Source organism: Candidatus Cryosericum terrychapinii, assembly GCF_003570925.1.
In the GTDB taxonomy this organism is placed as follows: Bacteria; Caldisericota; Caldisericia; order Cryosericales; family Cryosericaceae; genus Cryosericum; species Cryosericum terrychapinii.
In genome coordinates this window covers 33,430-55,428 of sequence record NZ_QXIS01000034.1, presented here as the reverse complement: position 1 = coordinate 55,428, position 21,999 = coordinate 33,430, and the positions used below count along the sequence as shown (strand labels likewise).

Below are 21,999 nucleotides of genomic sequence, written 5' to 3'. Positions count from 1 at the left end.
GTTCCTGAGGACTGGATGACTCGCTGCTCATGCGACATATAACCATTTGACAAATCAGTCACGCTCTGGTATAGTCTCAAAATCAGGCTTTGAGGGCGCGTATAGACATTCGTGCATGTGGAGGCAGGACAATGACAGAGAACAGGATTTGCATCAACTGATGACAGGGGCGCCGTTGATTGGACAAGCTGCAGACAAGAGTTTGCCACAGTAAACGCAGGACCGTCAATTCCTCAGTCACTGACTCTCACAGAGTCCGTCAGTAATCTCCCCTGCCATACAGTTCGCTTTTCCCCACACTCGTTCTGGAGGTAGCACTGTATGCATACAGCTATTCAAGTAGAGAACCTCAGTCGTGTCTTCAACCGCAGGGGCACGGCACCTTTCCATGCGCTGCGGGGTGTCAGCTTCGACGTCTCATATGGCGAGATCTTCGGTCTTCTGGGCCCGAACGGCGCCGGCAAGACGACGACCATCAAGATCATGTCGACATTGCTGCTTCCTACGTCCGGGCGCGTTACAGTGGCCGGATTCGACGTCGAGAAGGACTATACTCATGTACGTCCGCTCATCAGCCTTATTTCCGGGGGCGAGACCTCGGGGTATGGCATTCTTACGGTTGAAGAGCAGCTCTGGATGTTCAGTCAATTCTATGGCATGGAGACGCATGTGGCACGTGCCCGGATCGAGGAGTACCTCAAGGTCGTCAGCATGTGGGACAGCAGGCGTCAGCAGATGAACCGCCTTTCCACCGGCATGCGTCAGAAGGTCAACCTGGTGCGTGGTCTCGTCACCGACCCCAAGGTACTGTTCCTCGACGAGCCGACGCTTGGCGTCGATGTCGAGGCGAGTGTCATCATCCGCAACATCGTGCGCGATTGGGTTCGGGAGAAGCCGGAACGCTCGGTCATTCTGACAACACACTACATGGCAGAAGCCGATGAACTCTGTTCGCGCGTGGCTATCATCAACCACGGGCTCATTCTTGCGAACGCAGCTCCATCGCAACTTAAGCAGGACCTGGACAGCAGGGCGCACTACGAGATTACGGTTGATCGGCTCGATGGGGAGCAGCTTGACCATATCACTGCATTCATGGGGGAGGGGAATGATCTCGTGCTTGGTTCCGACAAGGTGGCGAAGAGTCCAATGCTTGTCGCACATCTGATGCACGAGAGTGACATTGCCCGCCTCATCACGGCACTGGCAGAGCAGGGGGTGACCCTCGAGTACATGCGCAAACTCGAGCCTACTCTGGAAGACGCGTTTCTCAAGATGGTGGGCAAGAGGTTCGAAGATGAAGAAGAAACTTCTCCTGTTTCTTAGGACGCTCAACGCGCGCGCCTACGTGCGCATTTTTGGACAGATGCGCGAGGCGACTTGGGTCGTCGCGAGTGTTCTGGGTGGTTTTTTCACGATGACGACCTACATCTATCTCTACCGGACGCTTGGCACCGGCTCTGAGTTTAGCGGGCTGGTGGTTCTGGGAGGGTTCATGACTCCCTTTTTCCTGAACGTTCTATGGGGTGTTGCGACGCAATTGTACTGGGAGAAGGAAATGGGGAACCTGGAGCTGATGCTCGTGAGTCCTGCCCCACTGTCTGCCTTCCTCGTTGGCCTGTCCGTCGGCGGTGCCATGCATACGATGCTCCGTTCTCTGGCGGTGTTGTTTTTTGGCATCGCTGTGTTCAAGGTGCAGTTCACGCTTCTGCACCTGCCCCTGGCCTTGCTTGTCTTCTTTGTGACACTGTTTTCGATGTATGGACTGGGCATCGTGTTCTCGTCGCTGTTTCTTTACCACGGACGCGACGCATGGCGCACTGCCGACCTTGTCATGGAACCGACGAACGTTCTCTCGGGATCCTATTTTCCCGCCAGATACCTGGGATTGGGCTTGCTCGGCATCGCGGCCCTCATCCCAACGACACTTGGGCTTGACGCACTGAGACAGCTTCTGGTCCCTTCGTTCACAGTGAAGGTGCTGGACTGGCGCTGGGAGTTGCTCATCCTCATCGGGCTGGGGCTCGTGTTTGCATTCATCGCATCGTGGGCGTTGCGGTCTGTCGAGTACAAGGCCAGGCGTGATGCGCGCCTGACGCTCAGGTGGCAGTGATGAGGGGTTTCCTTGCTTCCATGTACATCGGTCTGCAAATCGAGAGCAACTGGACAAAGAAGTGGGTGTGGCTGCTCTACCTTGCGGCATATCCGATCGGCAGTTTTCTCGCGGTCATCATCCTGTATAGGGTTTTCGGCCAGAAGACGGGGCTGCTCCCATACGCACTGTACGGGACCATCTTCTACTACTCACTGAGCATGGTGTTCTTCGATATGGCGTTCAGTGTCCACGATGACCGGGAACACTATCAGACGCTGAAGTACATCTTCCTGTCGAGCACCTCGTACCGGACCTACTTGTGCGGCCGTGCCGCAACTCGGTATCTTATCGCACTCGCAGGAATCATCATCAATCTGTGCTGGCTCATTCCCGTGCTGCGTCTGCCGTTCCACCCCAACTGGGGTTACCTCATAGCGGGCACTATCCTCGGGTATCTTGTGGCTGCCGGCCTGGGGTTGGCCGTGGCTTCTGTGTTCCTCCTGACGATCAAGCTGGACGTCGACGTTGTCGATGCGCTCTTTGGGGGCATGTTCGTGCTCAGTGGGGCGCTGTTTCCTCCAACTGCTTTTCCAGCGGTATTTGCAAAGATCGCCGAGTTCGTCCCCTTGAGTCCGTTCATCGAACTCATGCGCCGGGCGATCTCAGGGAAGATCCTTACCAGTTTTCTTTCTGACATGTCGACGTTCCAGTTGCTGGGGAGAGTTGCCCTGTCGGCAGCGGTCCTGTTTGCACTCGGGTGGGTTCTGGTCTATTTCGGCAGTCGCCAGGCTCAGCGAAAGGGCTACATCGATGTGACCACTGCATTCTAGGCCAAGAGGAAGGTTGGTAGTTCATGTCCAGTCGTACCCCAGACGGGTACGGCTGGACATGAACTTAGGGAGGCTTCAGTCGGGGCGTCAGGGGTTCTGGTCTCCTGGACGAAAGTCGGGTGTCCCTCCACCAAACCATTTGGCGTAGATGGTGTCGTATGTGCCATCCTTAACAAGGTCCTGAAGGGCCTTGTCGACAGCGGCCTTCAGTTGCTTGTCTTCGAGGCGCATGGCGATACCATACAGCTGTGTCAGGTCCTGACCAGCTATCGAGGTGGTACTGAAGACCTTCAATGTAGGATGCGTACTGGCATAGAAAACGCACACAGGAGAGTCGTTTACTACAGCGTCGATCCTGCCATTCTCGAGGTCCTGGGTGGCAAGCTGGATGTCGGGGTACGAGTTGACCTTCACGCCGGTGATCAGTTTGGCAGACGCCTCGCCTGTCGTGCCAACCTGAACGCCAACCGTCTTTCCCACGAGGTCCTCGGGTTTGGTGATAGTGTTCTTGGCCGGGTTGTACATGATGCCCATGTCCGACCGGTAGTAGGGAATGGAGAAACTGACCTCTTTCTCGCGGTCGGGGGTGATCGTCATGGACGAGATGACAACCTCAAACTTCTCCGTCTGGAGGGCAGGGATGATGCCATCCCAAGCTGTGGTCACAACGTCCGATTTCAGCCCAAGTTTTTGGGCGACGGCGGCAATAAGGTCGATGTCGAAACCCGTCGGCTTGTTGGTACTGTCGACGAACTCGAACGGAGCGTATGTTGTGTCGTTGCCGACAGTCAGAGCGCCGTCCTGTTTGACGCGGTCGAGGTCGGAGGACGTAGCTGCAGCGTGACAGCCCGAAAGGACCAGAAGACATAGAACGAGTGCGACAGTGAAGACCGCACCCCACCGTGATGTACGAGTTTTGCTCATATCTGACTCTCCTTGTTGCCAGAGTATAAAGATACGGCGCGACCTACGTCGGGTCGTTACCAAGGGGCTCTTCAGCTGGTTGGCTTGTAGCATTGGTTGGGTGAAGTATAGGGAAGGGTCAGAAAATGCAAGGAGAAATGTGCATAGAAGATGAAGAGAATAGGGAGACGGGGATGTCGATCAGTCCGATGTCAGGGTTGTTTGTGTTCAGAGTTTGCCATGGACATCACTGCCAATCTGGCGTAGTCCTGAGCTTGACGATGGAGTTCCTGTATCTCCTCGTCCGCAAGTGACCGTACAGCGCGTGCTGGGACACCCATCGAGAGTGACCGGGCAGGCACGACCCTGTTCTCAGGGACCAGCGCTGCTGCGGCTACCACTGCCTCGTCACCGACAGTGGCTCCTGTGAGGACGGTGGCATGCATGCCCACCATGGCATGGTGACCGATGGTGCAGCCATGCAAGACGGCGCTGTGGCCGACAGTGGCCCCCTCGCCGACAATGAGAGGGATGCCGCTATCTACGTGCCCCACCACGTTGTCCTGGACGTTCGCGTTGCAGTGCACGACGATAGGTGCAATGTCGCCACGGAGGACCACCCCATACCAGATGCTGGCACCTTCCTCGATGGTCACGTCTCCTATCAGGACGGCCGTGTCGGCGACAAATGCTGTGGATGCTACGGTTGGGATCTTTCCGTCGAACGCACGAAGAATCCCGGACATCAGTATTCCTCCTTGTGATGCAGTGGCTTTGCACGAGTCTCAGCAAAATCCGCGATAAAGCTTGCACCGGCCAAGCCCAGCGCACTCATACTACCAACAACTGCCAAGACTAACCAACCCGGTGGTCTGTCGACGAGGCGCATAACAAAAGCTCCCACGGAGGCAGCGCAGGCGACCAGAACGAGACCGATGTCTGCTGCGCCCGCCAGATGAGCCGGCTCGCTTCCATGCTTTACTTTCCTTGGGGATTGCACAAAGTATAGGGTAGCACTGTTCTTCGCAGTGCAATATAGGGTGGCTCGCTCAGTCGACGGTTGCCAGAAATCTGAATCATGCAGGAGGAGAAGGATGAAGAAGACAGCATTTACCAGTATTGTCGTCTTGATAGTTGTTGCTGCAGTGATCGTCACTGTCTTGACAGGGTGCAAGACTCAGACTGGGACACTCAACTGGGGGACTGACCCGACGTATCAGCCATTCGAATACGCCGATGCAGCCAACAAGCCCACAGGGTTTGACGTCGAACTGATGGAAGCCATCGCAGCGAAGATGGGCAGGACCAGCAATCTGACCAGTGAGGCTTTTGATGGACTTCTCCTTGCCCTGGAGGGAAAGAAGTTCGACGCTGTCTGTGCCGCCATGACGATTACCCCCTTACGCGAGAAGGAGGTCAGTTTCTCCATTCCCTACTACCGGTCGGACATGGGCATCATGTACAACCCGGCCAAGAACAATATCACCAAACCCGAGGACCTCGTGGGAAAGACGGTTGGCGTTCAGGTTGGCACGACAGGCGAGATTGATGCCAAGCTGATCACCGGCGTGAAGGTCAACTCGTACCCCGACATCCAGCTTGCCACCCAGGACCTCGAAAATGGCAGGATCGACGCAGTGGTGAACGACTATCCCGTGTGCACGGCCTATGCCAGTACGCATCCTACATTGAAGGTTATCGATACGACTTCGATAGCTGGCCAGGATCTGACACAGCTGTATGGTATCGCCGTGCGGAAAGACGACACTCAACTCAAGAGCGACATCGATGCCGCCCTTCGCAAAGTGGTTGCGGATGGGACGTACGCGACCCTCTACCGCAAGTACTTCTTTGCCGACCCGCCATACCTGCCCAAGTAACAGTCGAGGTCGGGGTAACGAAAAATGATTAAGTGGTCGATCATCTTCGACAACCTGCCGTTCCTCCTGGCAGGTGCATGGACCACGCTTACACTGACGGTCGCCTCGATGATCTTTGCGACTGTCGCTGGGCTTCTGGTGGGGCTGTTGAACATGTTTGGTGGAAAGGTCATCGGCGCCATTACGCGTGTCTACATCGAGGCCATTCGCGGGACGCCGGCTTTGCTGCTGATTCTGATCGTGTACTATGCTCTCCCGAGGATAGGACTGAACCTGCCTCAGTTCCCTGCCGCCGTGGTTTCTCTTGCAGTATGCTATGCAGCCTACATAGCGGAGGTCTTCAGAGCGGCTGTGGAATCAATTCCCAAGGGACAGTCTGAAGCCGCTTTCTCGCTGGGCATGAATCGGGCGCAGGCACTGCGCCATGTTATCCTCCCGCAGACGTTCCGGCGAGTTCTGCCGCCGCTTGCCAATGAGTTTGCGGCATTGATCAAGGATACTTCCCTGGTCAGCGTCATTGCGATGCAGGATCTTCTCTTCAATGCGAAGATCATCGGCGCCCGCACCGCCAACTTTTTGTCGCCGCTCATCGGCGCAGCACTCATCTACTTGATCATGACTACTCCGGTCATGCAGTGGTCCCGAAATCTCGAGAAGAAGGTAGAGTGAAATGGCTGGCAGCATGATGTCACAGGGGAAATTGCTCGTCGTCGACGACCTGCACAAGTCGTTCGGCTCTCTCGAAGTCATCAAGGGGGTCAGCTTCGACATGGATTTCAAGGAACGGCTGGTCCTGATGGGGCCCTCAGGTTCGGGAAAGAGTACACTGGTGAGGTGCATCAACTGGATAGAGCCCCCGTCGGCCGGCCGCATAACATTCGACGGCAAGCTCGTCGAGCCAGGCAAGTGTGACATTCGCAGATTGAGAGAAGACATCGGCATGGTGTTTCAACAGTTCAACGTGTTTCCTCACCTCACCGCTCTTCAGAACGTCGCTCTAGGCCCTATCGTCGTCAAGAAGACGGCTCGCAAAGCGGCTGAGGTTGAGGCAATGGAACTTCTGGCGAAGGTCGGTCTGTCGCATCGCGCCGATCACAAGCCTGGTCAGATGAGTGGCGGTGAGCAACAGCGGGTGGCCATAGCACGTGCGCTTGCCATGCACCCGAAGCTCATGCTGTTCGACGAGCCGACGTCCTCGATTGACGTGGAGTTGATTCATGAGGTCCTCGACGTGATGGTCAGACTTGCGGATGAAGGCATGACAATGATTGTCGTCACACATGAGATGGGTTTTGCGAAGGAAGTCGCGGACCGCGTGATTTTCATGGATCAGGGCCTCATCATTGAGTCCGGATCTCCTTCTGAGGTATTCGAGCATCCTCAGCAGGAGCGTACACTGAGTTTCCTGAGTAAGGTGCTCTTGGCCTGAATGTGCCAATATCATGAGGAGGGGCGCCGAAAGGCGCCCCTCTTTTTCTTTTCATCGGACGTCTTTTGACTACACTTGAACATGAGGTCTATGGGATATATGAATACAATTGTCTATCCGGGCACGTTTGACCCGGTCACCAGAGGGCATGTCGATGTCATTGAGCGTGGAGCGCGTTTGTGCGACCGGCTCGTGGTCGGCGTGGCTGGCATAGCGTATAAGAGTCCAATATGGTCGCTGGACGAGCGCGTCGACATGGTCCGCAGCGCAACGCAGCATATCCCGAATGTGGTGGTGGAAGGCTTCGACGACCTGGTCGTTCATTTCATGAAACGCATGGGCACCAGCATCATGCTGCGCGGATTGCGGCCCGTCTCGGACTTTGATTATGAAGTACAGTTTGCCTGGGCGAACAGGCATCTCGACCCGAATGTGGATATCATCTATCTCATGAGCTCGCAGGAGCATTTCTTTGTTTCCTCCACACTCATCAAAGAGATGTACGAAGGCGGCGGGGACATTCGTGACTTGGTGCCTGCGAGTATTGCAGACAGGATTGTGCTTGGCCTGTCTCGGGCCAGGGGAGGAACGCATGATTGAGAAGCTTACGCTACAGGACATCATCGACCGCATCGATCAGGTGAGGGAGCGGAGCCCCAGGTTGTTTGGCTATCGTATCATCAAAGACGAGGAGCTTGCAGATGGCATCGCACATCTCCGCACGGCATTCCCGGAACAGGTCCGCAATGCGTGCGCCCTGCTGGAGCAGCGTGACGCCCTGATGACCGATGCCAGGCGACAGTGCAGCCGGATGATAGAAGAGGGCCAGCGCTCGCACGACGACCTGGTTGCAGACAACGAAATTGTACGTTCCGCCGCCGCCGAACGAGAGCGCATGATGGCCGAGGTTGTGGCCGCGCGAAAGATCGCTGAACAGCAGGCTGACGACTACTCACTCAAGATGCTGGAGCAGCTGGAACAGATCCTGACGAAGCTTACTGAGACCGTCAAGGCGTCGGAGATGCAGTTCCATGTGGAGGAGAACAACGATGAGACTCGAACTCCAGAAACTGAACATCGAGCAAGGGAGTAGTCAATCGTTTGCGTTCGAGGAAACCTCAGTTGGAGACCTCCCTGGAATTGCGCTTCTTGAACCGGTGACGGGACAGTTCGTCTTGAGCAATCTCGGCATCGGTTATCAGTTCTCCGGGTCGTTCAGTGCGAGGGTGAGCCAGCTCTGCGTGAGGTGTCTGGACCCGGTCGTGGAGGATGTCGAGTTCGACGTCAATGAAACATACCTTCTCAATGGGGAAGAGGATCCTGATCAGGAAGACATGTTTGCGCTTGAGTCGGACGTACTCGACGTTTCCGACGTCGTGCGCCAGAACCTGCTCATCGAAGTCACCGAGTTTCCGCTTTGCAAAGAGGATTGCAAGGGGTTATGCCCTGAATGCGGGGCGAACCTGAACTTGACCGTGTGTCCGCATCAGAAATCGCTGGAGGAGAAGTAATCATGTACATCGACAAGGCAGCAGACTACGTCGGGCAGGTCCAGACCATCAACGGTTGGGTCTACAACAGCCGGAGCAGCGGAAGAGTGGCGTTTGTCCTCGTTCGGGACGGCAGCGGCATCATGCAGTGTGTCGTCGCCAAGGGTGACGTCGAAGAGTCGACATTCGAGGCGGTGCGGCACCTTACGCAGGAGAGCAGCATCAGTATCACTGGTACGATCCATGCCGAAGAGCGAGCGCCCGGTGGTCACGAAATGCATGTTCAGAAGATCGAGGTCCATCAGGCAGCTATGGACTACCCGATTACGCCCAAGGAGCACGGCGTCGACTTCCTGATGAGCAACCGGCACCTGTGGCTCCGCTCGAAGCGCCAGTGGGCGATCATGCGCATTCGTGCCACGATCGTCAAGAGTATCCGTGACTACCTCGATGACAACGGCTTCCTGCTCATGGACGCCCCCATCTTGTCCGCCAATGCCTGTGAAGGATCCTCGACCCTGTTCTCGACTGACTATTTCGGCATACCCGCTTACCTGTCGCAGAGCGGCCAGCTCTACAACGAAGCGACGGCCATGGCTTTTGGGAGAGTCTACTGCTTTGGTCCTGCGTTTCGAGCCGAGAAGTCCAAGACACGCCGGCACCTGACCGAATTCTGGATGGTCGAGCCCGAAATGGCGTACTGCAATTGGTCACAGAACTGCGATGTCCAGGAGGAGTTCGTCACGTACATCGTGCAGCAGGTCTTGGAGAAGCGTAGAGAGGAGCTTGCTATCATCGAGCGGGATACTTCTCCGCTTGAGAAGATCGCTACGCCGTTTCCACGTATCTCCTACGATGAGGCAGTGAAGCTCCTGCAGCAAGCCGGTTCGCCAATACAGTGGGGCGACGATTTCGGCGGGGACGAGGAGACGCTCATCTCGAACCAGTTCGAACGGCCGGTCTTTGTGTGCAGCTATCCCAAATCGTTCAAAGCGTTCTACATGAAGACGAATCCTGCCAATCCCCAGACGGTACTGTGTGCTGACCTGCTGGCTCCCGAGGGATACGGCGAGATCATCGGAGGCGGGCAGCGCGAAGACGACTACACGCTGCTTCTCGAACGAGTTCGCGCCGAGGGGCTTGCCGAAGCAGACTACCAGTGGTACTTGGACCTCCGTAAGTACGGGTCGGTCCCGCACAGCGGGTTTGGTCTTGGTGTCGAGCGGACAGTAGCGTGGATCTGCAAGCTGCCGCACGTGCGGGAAACGGTCCCATTCCCTCGCTTGCTCGAGAAGATCTATCCATAGACCGGGAGCAATGACTGCAGCAAAGGGATACGTGTCAGACTCCAACGAGGTCTCAGTGACGGAGGGTCTCACAAGCCTCAGGGGCAAGAAGCCGGCGTCGCTCTATGTCTTCGCGCCCGGAGACGACTATTTTGTTCCACAGGCGAAAGAGGCAGCGCGCTCACTGGTAGCGAAAGCTTTTCGAGACTTCGATTATGCCGAGTTTGAGGGTAGCGACGACAACGTGGACGGTATCCGCGAGTTCCTCGGCAGCGAGAGCTTCGGGTCCGGGCGCAAGGTTCTCATCATCAACGGCCTCGAAGACAAGGGAGCCAAACATCTGGGTACCATGGCCTCCCTGTTTCTGTCTGGCGGCACCACCACTGTCATATTTGCGGATCTCGCCAAAGTCCCTTCAGAGCTGCTGAAAAAGGCGTATGTAGTTACCAGCTACGCTGTGCCCCCGAGTGCGGTTCGCTCCTGGATCAAGAAGAGGTTCGAGGGGCGCGCAATAGAGGACCAGGCGGTCCACGAGCTCATGGAGCGGACGGCAAGCAGTTTCTTCCTTATGCGAAGCGAGATCAACAAACTCCTTGCGTATACCGGCGCAGCCGTCACGGTCACAGATGTCCGTGAGGTCGTGCCTCGGTGCCACATTGCGGCGGCAGCTGATCTCGTCGAGGCAATCTCTCTCAGGAAGTACGACCGTGCAGCAACAGCGTTCTATGACCTGGCAGCTTCCGGGGCGACGGACACGACCATTCTCTATGATGTGGAACTCGGGTTTGTACGGTTGCTGAACGCAAAGCTCGTCTCGAAGTCGAACCGGCCCAAGGCTGACCTCAGGGCCTGGTGTCTGCGCACCCAGCATCAATACCTCGACGATTATGCGCTAAGTGCTCTTCTGACAGCGGCAAGTCATATCAAGCTGCGTGAACTTGAAACTATGCTGGAGCGCCTCGAGGAAATTGAGTATGAAACGAAAAAAGGGCTCACCAGCAGTGCGCTGGCAGCCCTTGAGCGGTTGCTTTCAGCAGTAGCTCTTACGAAGCAGTAGCCTTGGTCACGACCTTGGCGGCATTCGCCTTCTTCATCAGGCGAGACTTCTTACGGGCAGCCGTGTTCTTGTGGACAATACCCTTCTGAGCGAGTTTGTCGAGTTGTTTCACGGCGTCGACAACTTTCTCGGGGGCATAGTTGGACTTGCGAGCCATATCCAGGGCCAGTTTTGTCTTAGCTGTATGCTCGGTGTTGTATGCCGTCCGTGTCTTGGTCTTACGGACGTCCTTAACAGAAGCTCTCTTAATTGGCATGAAACTCTCCTTTGTCTCTTCGGAACTTATCACGTTTACTGTACCCGTTTTTCCCGTGATGTCAATAATTGTTCGCTTCGCCAGCCAGGAGGTGGGAGCCCTCCACACAAAGCGGCTTGACCGTCGAGTCGGTTCAGTGTAAACTATTAATGAAGATTCCACGACAGGCAAGTCCGAATCAGGAGGAGCGAGTGAAGACAACCAAGTACATTACGAGAGCCGCCATTGTTCTTGCATTGACTACAGCTCTCCAATTCGGAATACGGGAGTTCATTCCATCTACCCCTCCGTTCAATTTCGTCAGCCTCTTCCTCGTTGGCAGTATCGTAAATCTCGGTCTGCTCCTTGCGACAGAGACAACGGGACTATGGGCTGGCGTCATTGTCGCGATTGCGGCACCTGTCACTGCGTGGCTCCAGCAGCATCTTGTTTCACCCGTGATGATACCGGCAGTCATGGCGGGAAACCTCCTGCTTGTCGTGCTGTTCTGGCTGGTGACGCGGAAAAGCGGGTCAGCTGATTCCTGGTTGCGCTGGATCGGTCTTGGCATGGGCGCGGCCGCAAAAATGGCGTTTCTGTATTTTGCCATAGGCGCCATTGTCGGGACACTGACGAAATTTCCTGTGGCAGTAACTGCGTTCATCCGGTTTTCGTTCAGCTGGCCGCAATTCGTAACAGCTGTAATAGGTGGGGTCCTGTCCTCGCTGATAGCACGTCGCATCAAACCGATTTTCTGAACTGCTGCTCTGGGTTTGCCACAACTCCTGCCGAATTTCCCGAACGGTTGAATCCGTGGTCAGCATGGCGGGGAGTATTGTCTTGACTTCATACTGTCCTGTTATACAATTCACATGATACCATGAAATCAGTGAGGGAATCCGGGTATTCGTATGTGTATTGATGGAAATGTCCGTCGATGCATCATACCTGTGTGGGAAAAAAAGGAGGCACTGCGTTGGAGTGTCTTTCACCTGCGAAAATCGCTGAACTGACGACGGCCAGCGGAGAGAGGAAGGTCGGGCTCAGCTTCAGACGATTGGCCGTGCTTGGTGTTCTTGCTGGGGCATATATCGCATTCGGTGCTGAGGCTTATCTCCTTGTGCTCTCAGATACGGCGGTATTCCTGGGCTTCGGTTTGTCCAGGATCTTGGGGGGCCTGGTCTTCAGTGTCGGCCTCATCCTCGTCGTGCTCGCTGGAGCCGAGCTGTTTACGGGAAACAGTCTCATTGCCCTGTCCGCCTGCTGTCACCGATCTTCCTGGCGAGGAGTCCTGCGCAATTGGGTGCTGGCGTACTTCTTCAACATGGTTGGGGCGGTTCTTGTGGCACTGCTGATTTTTGGTGCACGGCAATACATGCTGGGAGACGGTTCCATCGGCGTCGCCGCGCTGCGACTGGCCGCAACGAAAGTCAGCTTGCCGTTCTGGACGGCGTTTTTCAGGGGGATTCTCTGCAACTGGCTCGTATGCCTCGCCGTGTGGATGGCTACGGGCGCCATGGATACAGCGGGCAAAGTACTTGCAATTATCCCACCGGTCACGGTATTTGTTGCCTCCGGATTCGAACACAGTGTTGCCAACATGTTTTTTGTCCCCCTGGGCCTGTTCCTGAAGAGGGTTCCATCTGTCGTAGCTGCTGCAGGAAGTGTACCCGGGTTCCAGCAGCTCACTTGGGTCCGTGGGTTTCTGCTTGGCAATCTTCTCCCCGTGACATTGGGGAACCTTGTAGGTGGAGTGCTGTTTGTTGCCGTGCCCTATTGGTTGGCGTACGCACGGTCGACGGAGAATCCTTGAATCTTATTGTCCTTGCAGGCGGTCGAAGTGAGCGTATGGGCCGCTCCAAGTGCTGTATGGAGCTTTCGGGAAGGTCGCTGTTTGAGTATCCGTTGTTGGCACTTGGCAGACTGTATTCGCAATGCATCGTTGTCGAAAATGAAGGCTCCATCAATTCTTGCAGTGTCCCCTGCATTCTGGTGCAAGACCGTATTGCTGGCGCAGGGCCACTCGGAGGCATCTATACGGGACTGGCCGCATCCGATTCCTGGTTGAACTTCGTCATTGCTGCCGACATGCCATATGCGTCTCCGCAGCTGGCAGGGGCCATGGGGGCGTATGCGCTGCGTAACAAGCTCGATATCGTCTATCCAAACATCGACGGCCTGCTGGAACCGCTCTTCGCCATCTACTCACAACGAGTGGTCAGCGTCGCTCGTGCCCTTCTCGATGCTGGGCGCCATTCTGTGCGGGAGCTTTTCGCAAGCGCGCGGTTGAGCGTTGGCGCTATCGACAGACAGTTCGCCGTGCGGTATGACGAGAAGTTGATGTCTTTCTTCAATGTGAACACACCCGACGACCTCATCATGGCAAGGCTGATGATGCACGCGAGGGAAAAGTCTCTACAGGAGGAACGTGTATGAAGATGAACCTGGAAGACCGTCTGAAAGAGAACCCTGAGCTTAAGAAGCAGTTTGACGTACTCGACGCGTACATCGGTGAGCTGGGAACCCCTGAAGGCAGTCTCATCAATGTTCTCCATCGCGCACAGGAGATCTTCGGGTATCTCCCGGATGAAGTGCTCGAGTTCGTCTCCAGCAGACTGAACGTGCCGCGTTCCACCGTATACGGTGTCGTTACCTTCTACCACTTCTTCTCGCGTGTTCCGAAGGGACGTCATACTGTCACCGTGTGTCTTGGCACGGCCTGCTATGTGCGAGGCGGGAATGCAGTCTACGAGAAGGTCATGAGGACCTTGGGCATCAAGGCTGGCGAGACCACTCGGGACGGCCGGTTCAGTCTGGATCTTGTTCGTTGCGTTGGTGCCTGTGGTCTCGCTCCAGTCGTCGTCATCGATAAGGACACGTACGGGCGTTCCACGCCCGAGAAGGTCGCGATGTTGCTGAACAAGTACGCTTAACCTTGGAGAATGGGGAGGAAAGAATGAAATCATTAGAAGAGCTGAAACGCATCAAGGAACAGACTCTCAAGGAGATGGACCTTCGCCAGGCCAAGGAGAGAGGCAAGGTCATCGTTGCAATGGGGACATGTGGCATTGCAGCTGGGGCGAAGGACGCTCTCATGGCCATCATCGAGGAGCTCGAGAAGGCGGATATCCATGACGTCAAGGTTGTTCAGTCTGGTTGCATGGGACTCTGCGACAAGGAGCCGACAGTCGAAGTGGCCATGAAGGACCAGCCTGCAGTTATTTACGGCGATGTCAACGATGCGAACGCGCGCAGGATTGTCCGCGAGCACGTCCAGGGTGGCAATGTCGTGGCTGATCTGGTCATCAAGCGGGAGAACATCTAACCCAAGGGGAGAAGGGAAAACGCAATGATACGAAATCAGCTGTTGGTCTGTGCAGGCGGCGCCTGCATCACGAGTGGCGAAAAGAGCGTCAAAGACGTTCTGGTTGACGAATTGAAGAAGAATGGTATTGAGGATGAGGTACAGGTTATTGAGACCGGCTGTATGGGAGCATGTGACCTGGGCCCGATCGTCGTTGTGTATCCCGAGGGGACGTTCTATCAGAAGGTCACGGCCGAGAACGCGGGTCTCATCGTAAATGAGCACCTTGTGAAGGGCCGTACTGTCGACGGGTTGCTGTACACTGAGCCGACCAGCGAAAGGAAGGCTCAGACCAGCGGCGATATTCCCTTCTACACACGTCAGGTCAAGCGCGTTCTCCGTAACTGTGGCGTCATCGACCCTCTTTCTATCGAGGAGTACATCGCTCGTGACGGGTACTTCGCTCTTGGCAAAGCACTCGAGATGACGCCGGACGATATTATCCAGGTCCTTGTCGACTCGGGTCTGCGCGGCCGTGGTGGAGCGGGATTCCCGACCGGTCGCAAGTGGAAGGCTACCCGAGAGGCGAAGGGTTCCCCAAAGTACGTGGTCTGTAATGGCGACGAGGGTGACCCGGGAGCATTCATGGACCGCAGCGTCCTCGAGGGAGACCCACACTCTATTGTCGAAGCGATGGCGATCGCAGGATATGCGATCGGCGCAGAGCAGGGCTACATGTACGTTCGTGCGGAATATCCGCTTGCCATCGAGCGATTCGAGTATGCGATCGGCAAGGCGCGTGAGTACGGGTTCCTTGGGCGGAACATCCTCGGTGCGGGGTTCAACTTCGACATTGAGATCCGTATCGGAGCCGGGGCGTTCGTCTGTGGCGAGGAGACTGCTCTCCTGCGGTCCATCGAGGGCAAGCGCGGAACGCCGAGCGTCAAGCCTCCGTTCCCTGCCCAGTCCGGGTTGTGGAACAAGCCAACGCTGATCAACAATGTCGAGACGTATGCCAACATACCCCAGATCATCACAAACGGCGCGGAGTGGTTCCGCAGTGTCGGAACGCTCAAGAATCCCGGCACCAAGGTCTTCGCTCTGGTCGGGAAGGTCCAGAACACGGGTCTCGTCGAGGTTCCAATGGGAACGACGCTCAGGGAACTTGTCTTTGATATCGGAGGAGGCATCCCCGGAGGCAAGAAGTTCAAAGCGGCCCAGACCGGAGGCCCGTCTGGTGGCGTGATCACCGCGGACTACCTGGACATGCCGATCGACTTCGATTCGGTCAAGGAGATTGGGACGATCATGGGTTCCGGCGGACTCGTCGTGCTCGACGAGGACAACTGCATGGTCGACATTGCCAAGTTCTACCTCGGGTTCACCGTGGACGAGTCGTGCGGGAAGTGCACACCATGTCGTGAAGGGACCCGGCAGATGTACCAGATGATGGAACGGATTTGCGATGGCAAGGGTCGTGACGGCGACATCGAGAGGCTGAATAAGCTGGCCAACATGATTGAGGATACGTCACTGTGCGGACTTGGACAGTCGGCTCCCAATCCGGTCCTTTCCACCATCAGGTTCTACGAAGACGAGTATCGTGCTCACATATACGAAAAGAAGTGTCCGTCGCATGTGTGCAAGCACCTGCTGACGTACTCCGTCACGCCCGACAAGTGTGTTGGGTGCACGGCATGTGCACGGCAATGCCCCGTCCACGCTATCACCGGCGAGGTCAAGAAAATCCACGTGATCGACCAGAGCAAATGTACCAAGTGTGGTTCTTGCTATGAAATCTGTCGTTTTAGTGCGATTCGCAAAGAGTAATTGACCCGGAGGGACTTCATGGAGACGAGAATGTTAAACGTGAAAATCAACGGACGGGACTACCAGGTGCCGGACGGGACGACAATCCTGAAGGCCGCCAGGGAGTATGCAAAGATTGACGTGCCGACTCTCTGCTACCTTGAGGGAATAAGCGAGGAAGGCGCGTGCGCCATCTGTGTCGTCGAGGTAAAGGGTGCCCGCAACCTCCAGCGCGCATGTGTAGTCAAGGTCACTGAGGGCATGGAGGTCTGGACCAATACTTCGCGCGTTCGCGAGGCCCGCAAGCTCAATGTCGAGTTGCTGCTGGCCAATCACCCGAAGGATTGCCTTACGTGTGAGAGGAGCCAGAACTGCGATCTTCGTGAGCTGGCGTCTGAGCTGGGGGTGCGGGAAGTGGAGTTCCCGCGAACCCGCACAGAGTGGCTGCCGATTGACAACACCTCACTGTCACTGGTACGCGACCCCAACAAATGTGTGCTCTGCAGACGGTGTGTAAACGTGTGTGCCAAGGTGCAGTCCGTCTACGCCATCGATATCATGGGGCGCGGCTCGAACAGTACTGTCTCAACATTCCTGGACGAAGGCCTGGGGAACGTCGAGTGTGTGAACTGTGGGCAGTGCCTGCTTGTTTGCCCGACTGGTGCCATCACCGAGCGTAGCGAGATTCCAGACGTATGGAAGGCGCTGGGAGACCCGGACAAGGTCGTGGTTGTTGAGACAGCTCCAGCGGTGCGCGTTGCCATCGGTGAAGAGTTTGGCATGCCCGATGGGACGCAGGCGACTGGCAAGATGGCCGCTGCGCTCCGGAGTCTTGGCTTTGACAAGGTCTTTGACACTGACTTTTCAGCGGACTTGACCATCATGGAGGAGGGATTCGAGCTCATCGGGCGTATCAAGAACGGAGGCGTCTTGCCGCTCATTACGTCCTGTTCACCAGGCTGGATCAAGTTTGCAGAGACGTTCTTCCCAAAGGTGCTGGACCACGTTTCTACCTGCAAGTCGCCTCAGCAGATGTTCGGTACGGTGACGAAGACGTACTGGGCCGAGAAGATGGGGATCGACCCGAGGAAGATCGTTGTCGTGTCTGTCATGCCGTGCACTGCCAAGAAATTCGAGAAAGAGCGGCCTGAGATGAAGACGGCATTCCATTACTGGCAGGAGAAGCTGGGACTCAAGGACGAGGAGGCGTTCAAAGACGTCGACTGTGTCCTGACAACTCGCGAGGCTGCTCGGATGATCCGCGAAGCGGGCATCGACTTCGCAAACCTCCCAGATGAAGATTTCGACAAACCGCTGGGTGAATCGACTGGCGCGGCCGTCATCTTCGGGGCCACAGGTGGCGTTATGGAAGCTGCATTGCGGACTGCCTATGAAGTTCTCACGAAGAAGTCGCTGGCGAAGCTCGACTTCGAGGATGTGCGTGGACTTGAGGGCATCAAGACCGCCGATGTAGACATCGACGGGATGATCCTGAAGGTCGCTGTGGCGAACGGACTGGGGAACGCACGTGTCCTTATGGAACAAGTGCAGAAGGGCGAGTCGCCCTATCACTTCATCGAGATCATGTGCTGCCCTGGTGGCTGCCTCGGTGGTGGAGGACAACCCATTTCGGACAATCCGGACATCAAGAAGAGGCGTGCGGAGGCCATCTACCGGGAGGATGCCGGCAAGCCTATCCGCAAGTCGCACGAGAACCCGGAGATTACCGAGATCTACAAGGACTTCCTGGGTGAGCCGAACAGCGAGAAGGCACACCATCTATTGCATACCGAATACTGCGATCGTAGCTGCAAGTAGAACGGTAAGACAAGGAGGCGTCCGCCTGCTGCGGGCGCCTCCAGCGCTCCTTAGGAGCGAGGGGAGGTACGTCAATGGATAGCACGAAGCATGTTGGAGTCATTGCCATCATCATCAGCAAGCGTGAGACGACGGCCCCGAAAGTGAATCAGATACTCACGAACCATGGAGAGCTCATCATTGGACGCCTGGGGCTGCCATACGGAGACCATGGTCTGCATGTCATTTCGCTCATCGTCGATGGTGAGAAGGAGCAGCTGCAGGGCCTGGCTGCAGAGTTGACCGCTGTACCGGACACCATTGTCGAGTCGACGATGAGCCCGGTCTGCCTCGGATAGGTCGGAGACTGTGGAGACAACGTAGGACCAATCTCTCTTGCTGGCGAGAGTGCTTCGGAAAAAAACGATCAGGGAGGAAACCATGGAGTTGGACAATATCACTCGACCAGCGGGGCAGGCGCAGCCGCTGAGCGACGAAGACAAGCGTTTTCTGCGTGAGCTGGTGGAAACAAATCGTGGTGAGCATCACGGCCGGCTGTCGTACATGGACATCATGTTTGAACTGGAACACCACTATGGTAATTCCCTTCCGGGACCTGTGCTGGGTGAAGTCGCTCGACTCCTCGGGACCTCGCCTGCGCAGCTCAACGGTTTCGTTACGTTCTACACGATGCTGTCGACCGAGCCACGGGGACAGCACGTGGTCCGTGTCTGTACAAGTGGGCCATGTCATGTGACCGGCGCTCCATCCATTGTGGCAGAGCTCAAGCGACTCCTTGGGGTTGAATTGGGCGAAACAACTTCGGACGGGATGTTTGCGCTGGAGGCTTCCAGCTGCCTGGGCATCTGCGGGGTCTCCCCGGCACTCATGATCGATGACGACGCGTACGGAAACCTCACACCGGAAGACCTGCCACGAATCCTCGACGCAAAGCGTGCGGGAGGTACACAGTGAAGCTGTTCTCAACCCAGATTGTCGTTCCTGTTGACTCCAACTCTGTCCTCCAGGGGGCTCTTGAGGTGAAACACGTCCTGGAAGAGACGATTGGCAAGTACAACCTGGGCAGTCAGGTATCGGTGGTCGAGACTGGTGCTCTTGGTATCTATGACCAGGGTGTCGTTCTAGCAGTCTTCCCCGACGATGTCTACTACGGCAACGTCATGCCTTCAGACGTTGAGGAGATTGTCACGGAGCATCTCCTCAAAGGGCGTGTCGTCTCACGCCTCGCCATCGACAGAAATCTGTCGAGCAGGCGTCTTGTTGAGAAGGAGACAGGGAAAAGCCAGCAGAAAATCGTCCTGAGAAACGCAGGACTCATCGATCCACAAAGCATTGACGAGTACATTGCGCGTGACGGTTATGAAGCGCTGGCGAAGGCTCTTGCGATGCAGCCCGGCGAGGTTATTCAGATCCTGACCGACAGCAAGCTCCAGGGACGAGGGGGCGCGGGGTTCCCGACAGGACTGAAGTGGGGAATGGTCGCGAAGGAGCAGAGCGACGAGAAGTACATTGTGTGCAACGCTGACGAAGGTGAACCCGGCACCTTCAAAGATCGCCTCATTCTCGAGGGAGACCCACACAGTATCGTCGAAGCGATGACCATCGCCGGCTACGCTACCGGGGCTCACGTCGGTATCGTCTATGTCCGTGGCGAGTACTTCATGTCGATAGCACGCCTCAAGAAGGCTATCAAGGACGCCACTGAGTATGGACTACTTGGCAAGGACGTTCTGGGGACGGGGTTCCAGTTTGATATTGAGGTCTATCGTGGTGGTGGGGCCTACGTCTGTGGTGAGGAGTTTGCGCTGCTCGAGTCCATCGAGAACCGGCGGGGGGAGCCGCGGAACAAGCCTCCGTTCCCGCCTCAGCAGGGACTTTTCGGAAAGCCTACGGTCGTCAACAACGTAGAGACCTTTGCTAACGTACCACCGATCTTGTTGAATGGCAGCGATTGGTTCAAGTCATTCGGGACACCGTCGAGTGCCGGCACCAAGGTCTTCTCGCTCTCGGGCGACATTGTGAACCGTGGCATCGTCGAGGCACCTCTGGGTGTCACGTTGCGGGAACTCATCTACGACTTTGGTGGCGGCGTCAAGGGAGGCAAGCACATCGGCTTCATCCAGACTGGTGGAAGTGCCGGGACTGTGCTTACTGACAAGTTCCTGGATGTCCCGCTGGACTTCGCCTCAATGAAGACAAACAATGTTTCCATCGGTTCCGGAGTCATTCTGGTAGCGTCTGAGGATGTACCGCTCCTTCCGTTCCTTGCGGAGGTGGCACACTTCTTCTGGCATGAGTCGTGTGGCAAATGCACACCTTGCCGGGAAGGGACATTGCAAGTCAAGACGATCATGGACACGCTCGTCAACCGGACGGCGGACCCCGCTTCCTTGCAACACCTCGGCAAACTGCTCAACACGCTGAACGACACGTCGTTCTGTGGACTGGGACAGGCTGCCCCGCTTGCATTTGAGTCAGCACTGCGCAACTTTCCCGAAGTATTCGACCAAGCACTTGCGGAATCACATGTACCAGAGGTCTGTCAGGAAGAAGTGTAGAAGGGTAACGTCTGGAGAGGAGTAGTCGACTTGAAACTGACTGAAGTTCTTGAGATTACCGGTGCAACGTGTGTCGTGGGCGAACAACTGGCGGATATCGAGGTACACCACGCGTTTGCATCAGACCTCATGAGTGACGTACTGGCGATGAGCCGTCCCGATACGCTGCTCATCACCGGGTTGACTACTCCTCAGATTATTCGAACGGCACAGATGCTTGACCTGCCAGCCATCCTCGTGGTAAGAGGCAAGGACGTGCCCCAGTATGTCGCTGATTTGGCACGCACGACAGGCATTGTCGTTCTGACGACACATGACATCATGTACGTGGCGTCGGGAAAGCTCTATGCCCGAGGTCTCTCTGGATAGTAGATGTCTCTTGAGCGGAGTGTAGAAGCACTGCGGTATCTGGAGCTGTTCAGCAATCTGGACGCTTCCGGTATCATGTCTACCACCGTGCATGCTCTTCACCCTGAGGATCGTGTTGCAGCAGCCCGCATTCTCATGCGGGAAAAGTCGATTTCCGGAGTGCCTATCGTCGATGCCGACTTTCGGTTGGTGGGGCTCATTTCGGTCTCGAAGATCATTGAGGCGCTTGCCGACGGGCGTCTGGCTGACTCTGTTGACTCAGTCATGGTACGCGATGTGATCTCTCTGCATGCTCATGACACCTTTGAGACAATCCTGTCCTGTTTCCAGCGCTTCAAGTTTGGGCGTTTTCCAGTGGTCGAAGAAGATGGCAAGCTGGTGGGCATGATCACGGACACCGACGTCCTGTCGGCGATCATTCGCAGTTTTTACTCGGTGTACGTCCACGACCAGCGACGCACGATGACCCTCGGCAGCTTCTCGGCCCTCTCGAAAGAGTTCGAGAACAGTGCAGACTTTGTGTATGACATAAGCTGTATAGGGCTTGAGAATGCTGGCGAAGGCTCGGCTCGGCTCAAGGTGTTCCTCCAGACCAAGGGTTTCGGTGAGTCCGTTGTTCGACGGGCGAGCGTCTGCGCCTACGAAGCAGAGATGAATGTTTGTATCCATGCGGGTGGTCAGGGTTCACTCCGGGCCATTGCTCGCAATGGAGAGATCATCGTACGCGTGGAAGACGAGGGACCTGGAATCGAGAACATCGATCTTGCGATGAAGGAAGGCTGGTCCACCGCGACTGATGCAATCAGAGAGATGGGGTTTGGTGCAGGCATGGGTCTAGCGAATATCCGTAGGTTCTCCGACCACCTCGTGATTATCTCAGGCAAAGACAAGCCCACCAAACTCGAGATGATCTTCCTGGCGGGCAAGGAATAGGAG

General features: G+C 56.1%; 26 protein-coding genes. 23 read left to right on the top strand and 3 right to left on the bottom strand.

Features of this window, described 5'->3' with window-relative positions:
• Positions 1-321 precede the first annotated feature (321 nt).
• Genes SMC7_RS06735 through SMC7_RS06725 form a run of 3 tightly spaced genes read left to right on the top strand, consistent with a single transcriptional unit; the run spans position 322 to position 2,925 of the window.
• Positions 322-1,326: an ABC transporter ATP-binding protein gene (locus SMC7_RS06735; RefSeq protein ID WP_119089583.1), complete on the top strand. Its 1,005-nt coding sequence runs from the start codon at positions 322-324 to the stop codon at positions 1,324-1,326.
• A complete protein-coding gene (locus SMC7_RS06730) occupies positions 1,298-2,113 on the top strand; it encodes an ABC transporter permease (protein WP_119089582.1) in 816 nt (271 codons plus the stop codon). Before SMC7_RS06735 ends, SMC7_RS06730 begins: the two co-directional genes overlap by 29 nt.
• The gene (locus SMC7_RS06725) at positions 2,113-2,925 is read left to right on the top strand and encodes an ABC transporter permease (RefSeq protein ID WP_119089581.1); all 813 of its coding nucleotides are present in this window, start codon (positions 2,113-2,115) and stop codon (positions 2,923-2,925) included. The genes SMC7_RS06730 and SMC7_RS06725 overlap by 1 nt, the downstream gene beginning before the upstream one ends.
• A gap of 87 nt (positions 2,926-3,012) precedes the next feature.
• Here the strand turns inward: SMC7_RS06725 and SMC7_RS06720 are convergent, their stop codons facing one another.
• Both SMC7_RS06720 and SMC7_RS06715 read right to left on the bottom strand, forming a co-directional pair.
• A complete protein-coding gene (locus SMC7_RS06720) occupies positions 3,013-3,849 on the bottom strand; it encodes a basic amino acid ABC transporter substrate-binding protein (protein ID WP_165845211.1) in 837 nt (278 codons plus the stop codon).
• 191 nt (positions 3,850-4,040) lie between these two features.
• Positions 4,041-4,574 carry a gamma carbonic anhydrase family protein gene (locus tag SMC7_RS06715; RefSeq protein ID WP_119089579.1) on the bottom strand — a complete coding sequence of 178 codons (534 nt, stop codon included), beginning with the start codon at positions 4,572-4,574 and terminating at the stop codon, positions 4,041-4,043.
• Between the two features lie 348 nt (positions 4,575-4,922).
• Here SMC7_RS06715 and SMC7_RS06710 point away from each other — a divergent pair, with 348 nt between their 5' ends.
• From SMC7_RS06710 to holA, 8 genes are all read left to right on the top strand, one after another.
• Complete coding sequence (locus SMC7_RS06710) at positions 4,923-5,708, top strand: basic amino acid ABC transporter substrate-binding protein (RefSeq protein ID WP_119089578.1); 786 nt, start codon at positions 4,923-4,925, stop codon at positions 5,706-5,708.
• A 24-nt stretch (positions 5,709-5,732) separates the two neighbouring features.
• Positions 5,733-6,377, top strand: a complete 645-nt coding sequence (locus SMC7_RS06705) for an amino acid ABC transporter permease (RefSeq protein WP_119089577.1) — start codon at positions 5,733-5,735, stop codon at positions 6,375-6,377.
• A gap of 31 nt (positions 6,378-6,408) precedes the next feature.
• Positions 6,409-7,137 (top strand): amino acid ABC transporter ATP-binding protein, encoded by a 729-nt coding sequence (locus SMC7_RS06700; protein ID WP_119089605.1) that lies wholly within the window; start codon positions 6,409-6,411, stop codon positions 7,135-7,137.
• A gap of 99 nt (positions 7,138-7,236) precedes the next feature.
• Positions 7,237-7,737 carry a pantetheine-phosphate adenylyltransferase gene (gene coaD, locus SMC7_RS06695; protein WP_165845210.1) on the top strand — a complete coding sequence of 167 codons (501 nt, stop codon included), beginning with the start codon at positions 7,237-7,239 and terminating at the stop codon, positions 7,735-7,737.
• On the top strand, positions 7,730-8,230 hold the full coding sequence (locus tag SMC7_RS06690) for a hypothetical protein (RefSeq protein ID WP_119089575.1): 501 nt from the start codon (positions 7,730-7,732) through the stop codon (positions 8,228-8,230). Before coaD ends, SMC7_RS06690 begins: the two co-directional genes overlap by 8 nt.
• Positions 8,187-8,648 (top strand): YceD family protein, encoded by a 462-nt coding sequence (locus tag SMC7_RS06685; RefSeq protein ID WP_165845209.1) that lies wholly within the window; start codon positions 8,187-8,189, stop codon positions 8,646-8,648. The genes SMC7_RS06690 and SMC7_RS06685 overlap by 44 nt, the downstream gene beginning before the upstream one ends.
• Positions 8,649-8,650: 2 nt before the next feature.
• The gene (gene asnS, locus SMC7_RS06680; RefSeq protein WP_119089573.1) at positions 8,651-9,934 is read left to right on the top strand and encodes an asparagine--tRNA ligase; all 1,284 of its coding nucleotides are present in this window, start codon (positions 8,651-8,653) and stop codon (positions 9,932-9,934) included.
• Between the two features lie 10 nt (positions 9,935-9,944).
• Entirely contained in the window at positions 9,945-10,970 is a 1,026-nt protein-coding gene (gene holA / locus SMC7_RS06675; RefSeq protein WP_119089572.1) for a DNA polymerase III subunit delta, read from the top strand.
• On the opposite strand, the gene rpsT is transcribed toward holA, so the two are convergent.
• Positions 10,957-11,226, bottom strand: a complete 270-nt coding sequence (rpsT, locus tag SMC7_RS06670) for a 30S ribosomal protein S20 (RefSeq protein ID WP_119089571.1) — start codon at positions 11,224-11,226, stop codon at positions 10,957-10,959. The two genes, holA and rpsT, sit on opposite strands and share 14 nt — an antisense overlap.
• Positions 11,227-11,417: 191 nt before the next feature.
• Between rpsT and SMC7_RS06665 the strand changes: the two genes are divergently transcribed.
• The 12 genes from SMC7_RS06665 (at position 11,418) to SMC7_RS06610 (ending at position 21,996) form a co-directional block, all read left to right on the top strand.
• Positions 11,418-11,963: a hypothetical protein gene (locus SMC7_RS06665; RefSeq protein ID WP_119089570.1), complete on the top strand. Its 546-nt coding sequence runs from the start codon at positions 11,418-11,420 to the stop codon at positions 11,961-11,963.
• 218 nt (positions 11,964-12,181) lie between these two features.
• A complete protein-coding gene (locus tag SMC7_RS06660; protein ID WP_207798746.1) occupies positions 12,182-13,018 on the top strand; it encodes a formate/nitrite transporter family protein in 837 nt (278 codons plus the stop codon).
• Positions 13,015-13,641, top strand: coding sequence for a molybdenum cofactor guanylyltransferase (locus tag SMC7_RS06655; protein WP_119089568.1), 627 nt, complete (start codon positions 13,015-13,017; stop codon positions 13,639-13,641). The genes SMC7_RS06660 and SMC7_RS06655 overlap by 4 nt, the downstream gene beginning before the upstream one ends.
• A 2-nt stretch (positions 13,642-13,643) precedes the next feature.
• Positions 13,644-14,138 (top strand): complex I 24 kDa subunit family protein, encoded by a 495-nt coding sequence (locus tag SMC7_RS06650; RefSeq protein WP_119089604.1) that lies wholly within the window; start codon positions 13,644-13,646, stop codon positions 14,136-14,138.
• 23 nt (positions 14,139-14,161) lie between these two features.
• Positions 14,162-14,530, top strand: coding sequence for a (2Fe-2S) ferredoxin domain-containing protein (locus SMC7_RS06645; protein ID WP_119087637.1), 369 nt, complete (start codon positions 14,162-14,164; stop codon positions 14,528-14,530).
• A gap of 24 nt (positions 14,531-14,554) precedes the next feature.
• Positions 14,555-16,339 carry an NADH-quinone oxidoreductase subunit NuoF gene (gene nuoF / locus SMC7_RS06640; protein ID WP_119089567.1) on the top strand — a complete coding sequence of 595 codons (1,785 nt, stop codon included), beginning with the start codon at positions 14,555-14,557 and terminating at the stop codon, positions 16,337-16,339.
• Between the two features lie 30 nt (positions 16,340-16,369).
• The gene (locus tag SMC7_RS06635; protein WP_243620315.1) at positions 16,370-18,136 is read left to right on the top strand and encodes an NADH-dependent [FeFe] hydrogenase, group A6; all 1,767 of its coding nucleotides are present in this window, start codon (positions 16,370-16,372) and stop codon (positions 18,134-18,136) included.
• A gap of 74 nt (positions 18,137-18,210) precedes the next feature.
• Positions 18,211-18,474 (top strand): TM1266 family iron-only hydrogenase system putative regulator, encoded by a 264-nt coding sequence (locus SMC7_RS06630; RefSeq protein ID WP_119089565.1) that lies wholly within the window; start codon positions 18,211-18,213, stop codon positions 18,472-18,474.
• 82 nt (positions 18,475-18,556) lie between these two features.
• Positions 18,557-19,090, top strand: a complete 534-nt coding sequence (locus SMC7_RS06625; protein ID WP_119089564.1) for a complex I 24 kDa subunit family protein — start codon at positions 18,557-18,559, stop codon at positions 19,088-19,090.
• Positions 19,087-20,694 (top strand): NADH-quinone oxidoreductase subunit NuoF, encoded by a 1,608-nt coding sequence (gene nuoF / locus SMC7_RS06620; protein ID WP_207798744.1) that lies wholly within the window; start codon positions 19,087-19,089, stop codon positions 20,692-20,694. Before SMC7_RS06625 ends, nuoF (SMC7_RS06620) begins: the two co-directional genes overlap by 4 nt.
• A 30-nt stretch (positions 20,695-20,724) precedes the next feature.
• Entirely contained in the window at positions 20,725-21,063 is a 339-nt protein-coding gene (locus tag SMC7_RS06615; protein ID WP_119089563.1) for a DRTGG domain-containing protein, read from the top strand.
• Between the two features lie 3 nt (positions 21,064-21,066).
• Positions 21,067-21,996, top strand: coding sequence for a CBS domain-containing protein (locus SMC7_RS06610; protein ID WP_119089562.1), 930 nt, complete (start codon positions 21,067-21,069; stop codon positions 21,994-21,996).
• Positions 21,997-21,999 lie beyond the last annotated feature (3 nt).

Coding starts and splice junctions, on each gene's coding strand:
- SMC7_RS06735 (WP_119089583.1), top strand. CDS start 322: ATGCATACAGCTATTCAAGTAGAGAACCTCAGTCGTGTCTTCAACCGC.
- SMC7_RS06730 (WP_119089582.1), top strand. CDS start 1,298: ATGAAGAAGAAACTTCTCCTGTTTCTTAGGACGCTCAACGCGCGCGCC.
- SMC7_RS06725 (WP_119089581.1), top strand. CDS start 2,113: ATGAGGGGTTTCCTTGCTTCCATGTACATCGGTCTGCAAATCGAGAGC.
- SMC7_RS06720 (WP_165845211.1), bottom strand. CDS start 3,849: ATGAGCAAAACTCGTACATCACGGTGGGGTGCGGTCTTCACTGTCGCA.
- SMC7_RS06715 (WP_119089579.1), bottom strand. CDS start 4,574: ATGTCCGGGATTCTTCGTGCGTTCGACGGAAAGATCCCAACCGTAGCA.
- SMC7_RS06710 (WP_119089578.1), top strand. CDS start 4,923: ATGAAGAAGACAGCATTTACCAGTATTGTCGTCTTGATAGTTGTTGCT.
- SMC7_RS06705 (WP_119089577.1), top strand. CDS start 5,733: ATGATTAAGTGGTCGATCATCTTCGACAACCTGCCGTTCCTCCTGGCA.
- coaD (WP_165845210.1), top strand. CDS start 7,237: ATGAATACAATTGTCTATCCGGGCACGTTTGACCCGGTCACCAGAGGG.
- SMC7_RS06690 (WP_119089575.1), top strand. CDS start 7,730: ATGATTGAGAAGCTTACGCTACAGGACATCATCGACCGCATCGATCAG.
- SMC7_RS06685 (WP_165845209.1), top strand. CDS start 8,187: ATGAGACTCGAACTCCAGAAACTGAACATCGAGCAAGGGAGTAGTCAA.
- asnS (WP_119089573.1), top strand. CDS start 8,651: ATGTACATCGACAAGGCAGCAGACTACGTCGGGCAGGTCCAGACCATC.
- holA (WP_119089572.1), top strand. CDS start 9,945: ATGACTGCAGCAAAGGGATACGTGTCAGACTCCAACGAGGTCTCAGTG.
- rpsT (WP_119089571.1), bottom strand. CDS start 11,226: ATGCCAATTAAGAGAGCTTCTGTTAAGGACGTCCGTAAGACCAAGACA.
- SMC7_RS06650 (WP_119089604.1), top strand. CDS start 13,644: ATGAACCTGGAAGACCGTCTGAAAGAGAACCCTGAGCTTAAGAAGCAG.
- SMC7_RS06645 (WP_119087637.1), top strand. CDS start 14,162: ATGAAATCATTAGAAGAGCTGAAACGCATCAAGGAACAGACTCTCAAG.
- nuoF (WP_119089567.1), top strand. CDS start 14,555: ATGATACGAAATCAGCTGTTGGTCTGTGCAGGCGGCGCCTGCATCACG.
- SMC7_RS06635 (WP_243620315.1), top strand. CDS start 16,370: ATGTTAAACGTGAAAATCAACGGACGGGACTACCAGGTGCCGGACGGG.
- SMC7_RS06630 (WP_119089565.1), top strand. CDS start 18,211: ATGGATAGCACGAAGCATGTTGGAGTCATTGCCATCATCATCAGCAAG.
- SMC7_RS06625 (WP_119089564.1), top strand. CDS start 18,557: ATGGAGTTGGACAATATCACTCGACCAGCGGGGCAGGCGCAGCCGCTG.
- SMC7_RS06610 (WP_119089562.1), top strand. CDS start 21,067: ATGTCTCTTGAGCGGAGTGTAGAAGCACTGCGGTATCTGGAGCTGTTC.